Annotated in this window: 10 protein-coding genes and 1 pseudogene; 8 read left to right on the top strand and 3 right to left on the bottom strand. The window is 67.5% G+C overall.

The genetic code is table 11. The features are described from left to right. From HUK82_RS10740 to HUK82_RS10730, 3 genes are all read left to right on the top strand, one after another. Window positions 1-1,184: leucyl aminopeptidase family protein (locus HUK82_RS10740; protein WP_176613951.1), on the top strand; the 1,184-nt coding region annotated here is incomplete at its 5' end. A 163-nt stretch (window positions 1,185-1,347) separates the two neighbouring features. After that, window positions 1,348-1,767 carry a MarR family transcriptional regulator gene (locus HUK82_RS10735; RefSeq protein ID WP_176613950.1) on the top strand — a complete coding sequence of 140 codons (420 nt, stop codon included), beginning with the start codon at window positions 1,348-1,350 and terminating at the stop codon, window positions 1,765-1,767. 376 nt (window positions 1,768-2,143) lie between these two features. After that, a complete protein-coding gene (locus tag HUK82_RS10730; protein ID WP_176613952.1) occupies window positions 2,144-2,596 on the top strand; it encodes a hypothetical protein in 453 nt (150 codons plus the stop codon). Between the two features lie 34 nt (window positions 2,597-2,630). On the opposite strand, the gene HUK82_RS10725 is transcribed toward HUK82_RS10730, so the two are convergent. Then, window positions 2,631-3,638: a glycosyltransferase family 4 protein gene (locus tag HUK82_RS10725; protein WP_176613949.1), complete on the bottom strand. Its 1,008-nt coding sequence runs from the start codon at window positions 3,636-3,638 to the stop codon at window positions 2,631-2,633. A 79-nt stretch (window positions 3,639-3,717) separates the two neighbouring features. Here HUK82_RS10725 and HUK82_RS10720 point away from each other — a divergent pair, with 79 nt between their 5' ends. The 5 genes from HUK82_RS10720 (at window position 3,718) to HUK82_RS10700 (ending at window position 9,109) form a co-directional block, all read left to right on the top strand. After that, window positions 3,718-5,709, top strand: a complete 1,992-nt coding sequence (locus HUK82_RS10720) for a polysaccharide biosynthesis protein (RefSeq protein WP_176613948.1) — start codon at window positions 3,718-3,720, stop codon at window positions 5,707-5,709. Next, entirely contained in the window at window positions 5,706-6,839 is a 1,134-nt protein-coding gene (locus HUK82_RS10715; protein ID WP_176613947.1) for a DegT/DnrJ/EryC1/StrS family aminotransferase, read from the top strand. The genes HUK82_RS10720 and HUK82_RS10715 overlap by 4 nt, the downstream gene beginning before the upstream one ends. A 33-nt stretch (window positions 6,840-6,872) precedes the next feature. Beyond that, window positions 6,873-7,352 carry a hypothetical protein gene (locus HUK82_RS10710; protein WP_176613946.1) on the top strand — a complete coding sequence of 160 codons (480 nt, stop codon included), beginning with the start codon at window positions 6,873-6,875 and terminating at the stop codon, window positions 7,350-7,352. Beyond that, complete coding sequence (locus tag HUK82_RS10705; protein ID WP_176613945.1) at window positions 7,349-7,930, top strand: HAD family hydrolase; 582 nt, start codon at window positions 7,349-7,351, stop codon at window positions 7,928-7,930. Before HUK82_RS10710 ends, HUK82_RS10705 begins: the two co-directional genes overlap by 4 nt. Window positions 7,931-8,140: 210 nt before the next feature. Then, complete coding sequence (locus HUK82_RS10700; RefSeq protein ID WP_176613944.1) at window positions 8,141-9,109, top strand: cation diffusion facilitator family transporter; 969 nt, start codon at window positions 8,141-8,143, stop codon at window positions 9,107-9,109. A gap of 19 nt (window positions 9,110-9,128) precedes the next feature. On the opposite strand, the gene ligA is transcribed toward HUK82_RS10700, so the two are convergent. Next, a complete protein-coding gene (gene ligA / locus HUK82_RS10695; protein ID WP_212647893.1) occupies window positions 9,129-11,222 on the bottom strand; it encodes an NAD-dependent DNA ligase LigA in 2,094 nt (697 codons plus the stop codon). Between the two features lie 23 nt (window positions 11,223-11,245). Beyond that, a pseudogene (locus tag HUK82_RS17200) lies at window positions 11,246-12,212 on the bottom strand (DNA repair protein RecN); the annotation flags it as partial.

Below are 12,212 nucleotides of genomic sequence, written 5' to 3'. Positions count from 1 at the left end.
TGCCGTTCGGGGCCCTGCCGCAGCGTCTGCCCGAGGGCGACTGGCGCGTCGCGGCGCCGGAGACGGTCGCGTTCGACGATGTGGTTCTGGGCTGGTGCATGGGGGCCTACGGCTTTGCGGCCGAGGGAACGCAAAGGGCGAGGCGCGCGCCGGCGCGGCTGAGTGTTCCGGCCCGCAAGGGAGAGTTGGGCGTCGCCCTGGCCGAGGCGGTCTATCTGGGGCGGGACCTGGTCAACGCGCCGCCCAATGCGCTGGGGCCCGAGGAACTGGCCAAGGCGGCGCGCGGGGCTCTTTCGGCGCTCGGGGCCCAGGTGACGTTGATCAAGGGGACCGCGTTGGCACGTGCGTATCCGATGCTGGCCCATGTCGGCGCGGGGTCGGAGCGCGGGGCGCGAGTGGTCGTGGCGCGCTGGCAGGGCAGCCGCGCGGGTGCGGGTGCGCCGCTGTTGTCGCTGGTGGGCAAGGGCGTGTGCTTCGACACGGGCGGTTATGACATCAAACCCGCCGCCGGCATGCTGAAGATGAAAAAAGATATGGGCGGCGCGGCGCTGATGCTTGCTCTGGCGCATGTGATCATGGCGCGCGACCTGCCGATTCGTCTGGAGGTGCGTCTGGGATGTGTGGAGAACAGCATCTCGGGCGCGGCCATGCGCCCGTCCGATGTGGTGCGGACGCGTTCCGGACGGACGGTGGAGATCGGCAACACAGACGCCGAGGGCCGGCTGGTGTTGTGCGACCTGCTGACCGAGGCGTGCGAGGCGCGGCCTGACCTGCTGCTGGATGCGGCGACCCTGACGGGTGCGGCGCGTGTGGCGCTTGGGCCTGACCTGCCGGCCCTGTTCAGTAACGATGACGCGCTGGCGCAGGCGATTCTGTCCGCCGGCGACTCGTGGTCCGACCCCCTGTGGCGGCTGCCTTTGCATCAGGAGTACGGCGACTGGATGCGCAGCACGATCGCGGACGTGTCGAATGTGTCCTCCAGGCCCTTCGCGGGGGCGGTGACGGCAGCCCTGTTTCTTGAAATTTTTGTTACGGCAGGTACGCGCTGGGCACATGTCGACACCTATGCCTGGAACGATAATGCCCGATTTGCACGGCCCGAGGGCGGTGAAACGCCTAGTTTGCGGGCACTTTTCGATGCGATATTGAAAATTTTTCATCTGACTAACGGGTCAGGTTCATGACAAACGATATCGAGATTGAACTAATTTCGGTAAAAGCACTTATCAAGGTCGTAACGACCGCCTATATGAACGGTCACCAATTAATCTGTATGTGCTTAAAAAAAGGGCACGCTACGAACGCGGCGCCGTGCAGCGTTCGAATATCCAAGACAGGAGTTTTCCTATGGCCCATCCCAATGCCGCGAGCGACCATCTGGTCGGCACACTGCGCGATACCATTGTCTCGACCGTCCGTCGCGATGGCCCTGACCTTTCGGCCCGTCAGCTGGCCGTGTTCCTGACCTGCTATCTTGAGGACGGCGCGCACACGGTCCGCGGTCTCGCCGCGGCGCTGAACGTGTCCAAGCCCGCCATCACCCGCGCCCTCGACCGCCTGGGCGAACTCGACCTGGCACGCCGCAAGGTGGACCCGATGGACCGCCGCTCGGTTCTGGTCCAGCGCACGCTCAAGGGCGCTGCCATGCTGCGTGAGCTGCGTTCGGTCATGGTCGAGGCGGCGTCCGCCAACGCTCCGAAAGCTGCCAACACGTCCAAGGCGGCTCCGGCCCCGGTGTCGGCCGCCCGTCGCCGCGCTGCCGGCTGACGCCATCGGGGCGTGCGTCATGCGCCCCGTCGCGACGGACTGACCAACACGACGACCCGCCGCAAGCCACTGCTCGCGGCGGGTCGTCGTGTTTTAGCCCCAGTATACCGCTCAAGCGGCCGTTCTCGGTACGAACGGTCGAGAACAGGTCCCGGCGGAAATGTGTCGTCACGGGCACAAAAACACCTCTTTTTTTATTCTTCCTCCGTGCATCGGTTCGATGTGTCGCCGCGTTATACAAACCGCTGCCCGATCCGAGTGCCGGACCGTGCAAGAGACGGCCCGCCGGAATGACGGGCTGGTGTCGAGAGTTCAGCAGACCGGGGCCATAGGCCGCCGATGCCGGTGCCCGCTCTGCTTGGAGGAGGAAGAGATGATGAAGTTTTCCACGATCGCCGCTGCCACTTTGATGACCGTCGCTACCGCGGCACCGCTGGGAATGAGCGCCCGTGCCGAAGACGCGCTGGGGACACCGGCGGGCAAGGTGACGCTGACCGTGAAGTCGGCCGATGTGGGCGTGGGCTACACGTGGGGTGAGGGCACGCTGCGTTATGGCCATCACACCTATCATTTCACGGTCAAGGGCGGCACGATCGCGGCCGTCGGCTATTCCAAGGTCATCGGAACGGGAACCGTGTACAACCTGTCTCACCTGCGTGATTTCGACGGCACCTACGCCGCCGTGAATGGCGAGGCGACGGCGGGCGACGGTCTCGGCGGCCAGGTTTTGAAGAACGGCAACGGCGTCGCGATCAAGATCGAGACCGTGTCCAAGGGCGCCCGTCTGGCGGCCGCCGCTCAGGGTATCGAACTGACGATCAAGAACTGACCTGATCGACGGGTCCGGGGGCAGCGCGGCCGCGTTACCACGCGGTCGTCAGCGTCCTCCGGGCCTGTCGGCACACGACGGCCGTCCAGAGCGGCAGTGGCACCAGTGCTGCGAGCGTGGCGTGAAGCGGGCTAAGGGTTGCGGCACACCACGCGCCCCATGCACTTATCACCCAATACAGACCTGTCACCGTCGTCGCGGGCAAAAGGCTGCGCTGCGCGAGCTGATACAGATGCCCGCGATGGGCCTGCATCAGCGCGTCTCCGGCGAGCGCGCGTCGCACGAGCGTGAAGGCGACGTCATACAGCACGATCCCGAGGGCCAGAGCGGCGGGCAGCAGCCCCAGGCCGTGATCGTCGGGGCGTAGCGCCTGCAGAGCCATCGCGCCGAGGGCAAGCGCCACGCCCTGGCTGCCGACATCCCCCATGAAAATGCGTGCGCGTGGAAAATTGAACGGCAGAAAGCCGAGTATGCCGGCACTCAGCGCCGTGGCCTCGACGATCAGGGTGGGGGTGGGCGCGCACCATGCGATGGCAAACGCGCCGATGGCGCAACAGCCCGCGGCCAGACCGTTCAGTCCGTCAATGAAATTCACGGCGTTGGTGACGAACATGAGCCAGAGGAACGAGACGAGGAATGGGCCGGGGGCCAGTGGCGCGCAGGCCAGCGCCACGATCACGGAACACGCCGCCTGCGCGGCGAGCTTGGTCGTCGCGGGCCACTGATGGACATCGTCCAGCCACGACACCACCGAGAGCGCCGCCACGGCAAGGAGCATGACCGCCACCGAAGGCGGAAGTGTCAGGCCCAAGGCGGGATGCAGCAACACCGCGCCGGTCACGAGTGCCGCTATGATGCCGACACCGCCGCCTTTTGGCGTCGGACGAGTGTGGGAACTGCGCTCCACCGGGTGGTCGAGGACCGCGATCCGGATCATCCGCCGCACCAGCAGGGCCGACAATGCCGCGCCGAGCAGCGCTCCGATGCCCAATATCGCCGGGGCATGAACGGGCAGCGTGGAAGAGGGGATGGATGCGGGCATGGCCGGTGTTACAATCCGTGCGCCGGGACGGGTGTGACGCGATCTGGCTTTTCTTCGGCTACGCTATAGGGTCACGGCCATGTCACCGCAACGTTCCGAGCCGTCGTCCCCTCCCGCACCGGTGCGTGCGGTCAGCCGGGTGGCGGTGAACCTGATCGTGGACGGTGTCGTCGCGGGGGTTGCAGCCCCTCTCGCCCGCTGGCTGGCGCAGCCGCAGGGCGGTCTGCTGCATCCGCTCTGGTTCGTGGCCGGTGGGGCCGTCACCCTGTTCGTGGCGGCGGTCCCGTTGCGAATCCAGCAGCAATACTGGCGGTTTTCCGGTCTTGCCGACCTGCTGCGGATCGCCACGGCATCCGTTGCCAGCGCCGCCCTGTTTTCGCTCGGGCTCCTGGCGACCGGCTTTCCGCTCCCGTCGCTGACCTTTCCGCTGATTCACGCGCTTGTGCTGCTGGTCATGATGGGCGGCGTTCGCGTCGCGACACGGGTGATGGCGACACGGCCGGGCGTGACCGGCGCGCGCCGCGCGGTTCTGGTCGGGTCGGACGCAATGGCGGACCTGTTTCTGCGCGGCCACCGTCTGGCCGGGCAGGGACTGCGCGTGGTCGGCCTGATCAGCCGTACGCGCGAAGCGGGGCAGCGCATCCACAACGTGCCGATCCTGGGGCACGAGCGCGACATCGTGGCGTGTCTCGACCGGCTGGCAGCCCGCCGACGTCTGCCGCAGGAAATCGTCATCACCGATCCGGAAGTGCGCGGAGACTCGCTGGCCGCCGTCCTTAAGGCCGCGGAGGCGCACGGCATCCTCGTCTCCCGCACGCCCGATCTGACGGCATTGCGCGCCGCCGACCGGATCGAGCTGCGACCGGTCCCGATCGAGGACCTGCTGAACCGGCCGCCGGTTGCGCTCGATCACGCGGGCATGGCGCAGATGATCGGTGGGCGCACGATCCTGGTGACCGGCGCGGGCGGGTCGATCGGATCGGAGCTGGTCCGGCAGATCGCGCGGCTGCGTCCCGGGCGGCTTCTTCTGCTTGATCACAGCGAATATGCGTTGTGGGCAATCGACCTGGAGCTGTCCGAGCGGGTGCCGGACGTGCCACGCGTCGCGCTGCTGGCCGATGTGCGCGACGCGGGCCGGATCCGTACCATCATGGACCGGTATCGACCCGCGCTGGTGTTTCACGCCGCGGCCCTGAAGCATGTGCCGATGGTCGAGGCGAACCCCTGCGAGGGCGTCCTGACCAATATCGAGGGCACGCGCGTCGTGGCCGATGCCGCGACAGGCGCCGGGGTCGAGGCGATGGTGCTGATTTCCACCGACAAGGCGGTCAACCCGTCGAGCCTGATGGGGGCGACCAAACGCGCGGCCGAGCTGTACTGCCAGGCGCTCGATATCGTGGCGCGGCAGGGTGATTCGCGGTCGATGCGCTGCGTTACGGTGCGGTTCGGCAATGTGCTGGGGTCGACCGGTTCGGTCGTGCCCCTGTTCCGTCGGCAGCTGGAGCAGGGCGGTCCGCTGACGGTCACGCATCCGGACATGCGCCGGTATTTCATGACCGTGCCGGAGGCCGTGGGGTTGGTGTTGCAGGCCAGTGTGCGGGGTACGCGCGACGACCATGGTGCGGGAGCCGCGGACGGTGCGATGCAGCGGGCCACGGACGAGCGGTTGCGCGCGGGGGGCATCTTCGTCCTCGACATGGGGCCGCCGGTGCGAATCGTGGATCTGGCGCGACAAATGATCCGCCTCGCGGGCCTGCGTCCCGATATCGACATCTCCATCCGCTTTACGGGCGTGCGTCCCGGTGAGAAACTTTACGAAGAACTGTTTCATGGACGCGAGGCCCCGTTGGCGACCGACAATCCCGGCCTTCTGATGGCGGTGCCGCGTGTGGTCGATCTCGTGGCGGTCAAGGCCGCTCTGGATGGCATCGTGACGGCCGCGCGCACGGGCGATGCGGCCACCGCGCAGGCGCGTCTGTCGGCGCTCGTGCCGGAATTCATACACAACAGCGACGGACGGGCGACACGCAGCGCCCCGGCCGACGCCCAGGACAGGAGCATCCAGGCATGACCGCTGGAGCACCGATCGCGTTTCTCGACCTCAAGAGCCAGCAGCGGCGCCTGGGCTCCGCCTTGCGCGAGCGGGTCGACGCGGTGTTCGACCACTGCCAGTTTGTGATGGGGCCGGAGGTCGCGGAGCTCGAATCGCGTCTGGCGGCCTATGCCGGGGCAACCGAATGCGTCGGCGTGTCATCGGGCACGGATGCGTTGCAGATCGTCATGATGGCTGAAGGAATCGGTCCGGGCGATGCGGTGTTCCTGCCTGCCTTCACCTACACCGCGACGGCCGAGGTGCCGTTGGTGCTGGGGGCGACACCGGTGTTCGTCGATGTCGATCCGAACACGTTCCAGATCGATCCGAACCATCTTGCCCTGCGTATTGCCGAAATTCGGGTTACGGGGCGACTGCTGCCCCGGGCCATCGTCGGCGTCGACCTGTTCGGCCAGCCCGCGCCCTGGCACGCGTTGCGCGAAGTCGCGGCGGCGAACGACCTGCTGTTGTTCGACGATTGCGCGCAGTCGTTCGGCGCGTCGCTGGACGGGCGCAAGCTGGGGCGCGAGGCACTGGCGACCACCCTGTCGTTCTTTCCCTCCAAGCCGCTCGGCGGTTATGGCGACGGCGGCGCCATCCTGACCGACGATCCGGAGCGCGCCGCGCTGTATCGCTCGCTGCGCTCCCACGGCGAGGGCAAGGCGCGCTACGAGGTGCTGCGGACGGGCATGAACGGGCGGCTCGATACGATCCAGGCCGCTGTGCTGCTGGCCAAGCTCGACGTGTTCGACGAGGAGCTGGCCCGCCGGGATGCCATCGCGCAGGCCTATGACGCGGGGCTGCAGAACTGCGTGCGCACGCCGGTGCGTGTCTCCGACAGCCGTTCGGCGTGGGCGATCTACGCCATTTTGGCCGAGGATGAGGCCGCGCGGACCCGGCTTCAGGCGCAGCTGCGCGCCGACAACATCCCCAGTGCGATCTACTACCCCTTGCCGCTGCACCTGCAACCGGCCTATCGCGACCATCACGATGGCGCGGCGTTGCCCGTTTCGGAGGGTCTGGCCCGGCGCATCCTCGCGCTGCCGATTCATCCCGAGCTGACGGACGACGAGGTCGCGCGTGTGATCGTGGCGATCAGACAGGCCTGAGACGGCGCAGCAAGCAGGGGAGACTACGGGCGGATGAAACGTGAACAGGGGCTTTTGATCGGATTGGTGGTGCTGGTGATCGGCACCGTCATACTGCTCTGGTCATTTGCCGTGCCGAATTTCCGGCCACTCGATTTTCCCAAGATCCAGAGCGGCACCCTGACGGCCGGCCCCATGCGCACACACCGCGCGCTGACCGACAACGAGATCGCGCGGATCAATGACTGGCTGGCGGCGCACCGGTCGGGGTGGGGTCCGCTGGGCCAGACGCCGCCGTCGTCGGGGGATGCGCTCTATACGCTTCAGCCCGTCGGCAGGCCGGGCGAGCCGCCGCCGCCGCCCATGACCATGACATTGTGGCTGGGGATCAGCGGTCCGGACTGGAACGACACAGTCTTCATCGAACCTCAGCCCGGCGCGGTGATCCGGCTCCGCAGCTTTTCAAAGCACGAATTCGCGCCCCTGCGCGAGATCGTTGAGCCGCAGCCTTTCCAGCGCTCGGGCTTTCCATGATCCCGATTCCCGATGACGCGGGCGCGCTGATCTTCGATTGCGACGGGACGCTGGTCGACACCCTGCCACTCTATCTTCACGGCTGGCGTGCGGCGTTCCGGACGGTGGAGGGGATCGACCTGCCACCGTCCTGGTTCACGGGACGGGGTGGCCTGTCAGAGCGGCTGCTGATCGCGGCATTTACCGAGGAAACAGGTCGGACGGTCGATGCCGAGCGCATCATCACCGCCGCCCGCGCGGGCGTGATCGAAGCCATGCCGACAGTCCGGGAAATTGGCTCGGTGGCCGACGTGGCGCGACGGTATCACGGGCGGATACCGCTGGGTGTTGCCTCCAGCGGTTCGCGCGCGGTCGTCGAGCGGTCACTGAGCGCCACCGGCCTTCTGCCGCTGTTCCAGGCACTGACCACGATCGAGGATGTCGAGCGTCCGAAGCCCGCGCCTGATGTCTACCGGCTCGCGGCACGCAGGCTCGGCGTGGCCGCCGAAGCCTGCGTGGTTCTGGAAGACAGCCACGAGGGCCTGACGGCGGCACGGGCAGCGGGCATGCGTGGGATTGACATCCGCGACTACACATAGGTTTCCCTGTGCCTTGGCCGGTGCTTCGCCGCCTGTGGTGCAGCCGGGGCAGGCGCGTCGATCGCGACGGAGGCGTGTTTCGTCAGGAAAAAGCCGACGTCACCGCGTGGCAAGACAGCGCCGCGTATTTCTCCTAAAGGATGGGCCTGGGGCTTTCCGTTTGCGGGATGTCCTGTTCGTTGCACCCACGGGATCAGAAAGCACGACGGAATGTCCGATCACGGCTCGACGCGCGTCGTTCTTGCGGCATTGCTGGTCAATGTCAGCATCGCCATCGTCAAGGCGATCGCCAGCGCGCTGAGCGGTTCGGCCGCGATGTTCGCCGAGACAATCCATTCCTTCGTCGATTGCGCGAACCAGTTGCTGATGCTTCTGGGCATCCGACGCGCGCGCCGGGCGCCGGACGAGCGTCACCCGCTGGGCTATCACCGTGAAATCTATTTCTGGAGCTTCGTCGTCGCGCTGTTCATTTTCGCCGGCGGCGGCGTCAGTGCGTTGAGCGAGGGACTGGACCGCGTGCGTTCGCCCGAGCCGCTGTCCGATTACGTCATCCTCGGCCGGCACCTCCATGCGTGGCTGGTCAACCTGATCCTGCTGGTGGTGTGCGGCGCGCTGGAAAGCCAGGGTTTCGTGATGGCGGTCAAGGGGCTGCGCGCGGCCGGCCGGCCGGACGATACGCTGTTCAGCATGATCCTGCGCAGTCCCGACCCCGCGCTGTTCGTCGTCCTGTGCGAGGACGGCGCGGCGCTGATCGGCCTTCTGATCGCAGCCGTCGCGACGCTGGCGACCGCCGTTACGGGCAACCCGGTGTTCGATGGGATCGGGTCGCTCCTGACCGGCGTGCTGCTGATCGGCGTGTCGTGCGTCCTGTTCAACGAAACCCGTTCGCTGATCGTGGGCGAATCCTCGCGCGTCGTGACCGAGGGCGTGCGGTCGATCCTGCGCTCGATCCCCGATGTGACGGGGGTCAATGAGGTGATTACCGAGTATCGGGGCCCGGACGCCGTCATCGTGCTGCTGTCGATCGACTGGGACGATCGCGTCTCCGCGGAGACCGTCGAACGTCATGTGTCCGAGATCGAGGCACAGACCAAGGCCCGCTTCCCGCGCGTGTCCAAGATGTTCATCGAGGCCCAGTCGGCACAGGCCAGTCAGGCGGATATGAAAGCCTTCGGTTGACCCCGCCGCACCTGCGGGCTTACGCGCGGGGGGGCTCCGCCTCCGGCAAGCCGGCCAGCGTGCGCCATCCGGCCTCGTCAAGCGTTGCGACGCCGAGTTCCTGCGCCTTGCGGGCCTTGGAGCCACTGTCGGCCCCCAGCACCACATAATCCGTCTTTTTCGAAACGGAATCGGTGACTTTCGCCCCCAGCCGTTCGGCGATGGCTTTCGCTTCGGGGCGCGCCATCGTCGCCAGCGTCCCGGTGAAAACGATGATCTTGCCCGACAGGGGACCACCGTGGGCGGCCTCTTCCGCCTGGATCGTCAGCAGCGCCCGCAGCGCCGCCAGCGTGTCCAGGTTGTGGGGCTCGGCAAAGAAGCCGGTCAGCTCCTCGGCGATGGCGGCGCCGATGCCGTTGATGCTGGCGAGCGTCGCGCGCGCGTCGGAGTCCGGCTCCACGGCCGCGAGCATCTGAGCATGCCAGATGTCATACGTGCCGTAATGACGGGCCAGCAATCGTGCGTTGGCCTCGCCGATGCGGCGGATGCCCAGCGCGTAGATGAAGCGCGCAAGGCCGATCGTGCGCCGGGCGTCGATCGCGCGGACCAGATTGCGGGCCGATACCGCCCCCCAGCCCTCGCGGGCCGCGATCGCCTGTTCATGCCCGGGCAGACGGAAAATGTCCGGCGCGCTGGTCAGCAGGCCGGCGTCATGAAACTCGCGGATCGAGCGTTCGCCAAGGCCGTCGATGTCGAAGGCGGTGCGCGAGACCATGTGCACCAGCCTTTCGACGACCTGCGCCGGGCAGCTTAGACCGCCCGTGCACCGCAGCACGACCTCGCCCTCGGGCCGTTCGGCGCGCGCGCCACAGGCCGGGCAACGGTCGGGAAAGACGAAGGCCGGTGCGCGCGGCGGGTCGTCGGGGCAGGCCGGGGCCCGGCCGAGGATCTGCGGGATCACGTCTCCGGCGCGTTGCAGCATCACCAGATCGCCCGGACGCACGTCCTTGCGGGCGATTTCGTCGGCGTTGTGCAGGCTGGCACGCGTGACCAGCACACCGCCGACATTGACGGCCTCCAGGTGCGCGACCGGTGTCAGCGCGCCGGTGCGACCGACCTGGATCTCGATGGTTTCCAGCCGCGTGATGGCCTGCTCGGCCGGGAATTTCCACGCAACCGCCCACCGCGGCGTGCGACCGACGAAGCCCAGCCGCTCCTGCAACGCGACGTCGTCGATCTTGAAGACGACCCCGTCGATGTCATAGGACAGCCCCGAACGTTCGCGGCCGATGGCCTCCATGAACGCTTCGGCCTCGGACGCCTTGCCCAGATGGCGTGACAGTTCGTTGACCCGGAAACCCCAGTCGCGCAGACGCTGAAGATACGCCCAGTGCGACGGGCTGACACGGTGATCGCTATACCCTTGCGCGTAGGCGAAGAACGCGAGAGGGCGACCGCGCGTGATCTCCGGGTCGAGCTGCCGCAGCGACCCGGCCGCCGCATTGCGCGGGTTGGCGAACGGCTTCTGTCCGGACGCGACCTGTGCCGCGTTCAGGGCGAGAAACGCGTCCTTGGCCATGAACACTTCGCCGCGGATTTCGATCGGGTCGGGCGCGTCGGCGGGCAGGGTGGTCGGGATGTCGCGCAGCGTGCGCAGGTTGGCGGTGACGTCCTCGCCCTCCTGCCCGTCGCCCCGCGTCGTGCCACGCACCAGTGCGCGGTTTTCGTAGGTCAGGCTGATCGACAGCCCGTCGATCTTCGGCTCGCCCACAAAAGACAAAGCGCCCGAGCGCTCCACGTCAAGGCCGAGAAAGCGCGCCGCGCGGGTGACGAACGCCTCAAATTCGTCCGCATCGAACACGTTGTCGAGCGAGAGCATCGGCACGCGATGGCGATATTTGCCGAACGCGCCTTCGGTAGGAGCGCCGATGCGCAGGGACGGGCTGTCCGAACGGACCAACTCCGGAAAGCGGTCCTCTATGGCCGCATTGCGCCGCCGCAGCTCGTCATATTCCGCGTCGGACACCAGCGGGGCGTCGTGGGTGTGATAGGCGGTGTCGAGTGTGGCGAGCACCCCGGCCAGACGGCGCAGTTCGCGCTCGGCCTGTTCGGCGCTGAGGGTCTCGGGGGGCAGCGTCCGGCTGCTGCGTGCGGTGTTCACGGGCGACTGTCCAGCAGGCTGTCGGCGGCGGCGCGGGCCGCCTCGGTAATGACGTCGCCGGCCAGCATGCGTGCGATTTCCTCGCGCCGGTCCGCGTCCGGCAGGGGGCGTGCGCTGGTCTGCGTGCGGTTGCCGCGCACGGTCTTTTCGATCCGCAGATGCTGGTTGCCACGGGCGGCGACCTGCGGACTGTGCGTCACGACCAGCACCTGCACGTCGCGGGCCACGGCATGCAGCCGGTCCCCGATCGAGGCGGCGGTGGCGCCCCCGACACCGGAGTCGACCTCGTCGAAAATCAGCGTCGGGACCGCCGATCGTCCCGCTAGGACCACCTTCAACGCCAGCATCAGGCGTGACAGTTCGCCGCCCGAGGCAACCTTTGCCAAGGCGCCCGGCGGCTGGCCCGGATTGGCGGCTATCAGGAACCCGGCCTGTTCCATGCCGCGCGCGTTCCATTCTTCGGGCGACAGCGGCTGCAAATCGACGATGAAGCGCGCACGTTCCAGCCGGACCGGTTTGAGCTCGGCCATCACGGCGGTTTCGAGCTTCCGGGCGGCTTTCTCGCGCGCGGCGGACAGGGCGCGCGCCTTGTCCTCGAAACGCGCGCGTTCGGCGGTCACGGTTGCCGTCAGCGCCTCGATCCGCGCGTTGCCCGAGTCCAGCCCGGCTAGACGCTGGCTGAACGCGGCCAGAAGCCCGGGCAGTTCGGACACCGGCACGCCGTGCTTGCGCGCGGCGGCGCGCAGAGCGAACAGACGCTCTTCGGTCTGTTCCAGCAGACGCGGGTCGGCCTCGGCCTCGGCGGCTAGGCGCGAGAGCATGGTCTCCGCGTCCGCCAGGGCATTCTCTGCGTTTTCCAGCGCGTCGAGTGCCGCGCGTGTCTGGCGCTGCTGTTCGGACTCGGCGCTGTCATCGGACGTCGCCGGCAGAAGGCGCTGCAACGAACGGCAGGCATTGCGCAGG

The sequence above is a fragment of the Ameyamaea chiangmaiensis genome (genome assembly GCF_013376175.1).
In the GTDB taxonomy this organism is placed as follows: domain Bacteria; phylum Pseudomonadota; class Alphaproteobacteria; order Acetobacterales; family Acetobacteraceae; genus Ameyamaea; species Ameyamaea chiangmaiensis.
The sequence above is the reverse complement of the archived record's forward strand: the minus strand, read 5'-3'. Positions and strand labels throughout refer to the sequence as shown.

Bases quoted from the DNA above. Each gene is read 5' to 3' on its own strand.
- HUK82_RS10735 (WP_176613950.1), top strand. From the start codon at position 1,348: ATGGCCCATCCCAATGCCGCGAGCGACCATCTGGTCGGCACACTGCGC.
- HUK82_RS10730 (WP_176613952.1), top strand. From the start codon at position 2,144: ATGAAGTTTTCCACGATCGCCGCTGCCACTTTGATGACCGTCGCTACC.
- HUK82_RS10725 (WP_176613949.1), bottom strand. From the start codon at position 3,638: ATGCCCGCATCCATCCCCTCTTCCACGCTGCCCGTTCATGCCCCGGCG.
- HUK82_RS10720 (WP_176613948.1), top strand. From the start codon at position 3,718: ATGTCACCGCAACGTTCCGAGCCGTCGTCCCCTCCCGCACCGGTGCGT.
- HUK82_RS10715 (WP_176613947.1), top strand. From the start codon at position 5,706: ATGACCGCTGGAGCACCGATCGCGTTTCTCGACCTCAAGAGCCAGCAG.
- HUK82_RS10710 (WP_176613946.1), top strand. From the start codon at position 6,873: ATGAAACGTGAACAGGGGCTTTTGATCGGATTGGTGGTGCTGGTGATC.
- HUK82_RS10705 (WP_176613945.1), top strand. From the start codon at position 7,349: ATGATCCCGATTCCCGATGACGCGGGCGCGCTGATCTTCGATTGCGAC.
- HUK82_RS10700 (WP_176613944.1), top strand. From the start codon at position 8,141: ATGTCCGATCACGGCTCGACGCGCGTCGTTCTTGCGGCATTGCTGGTC.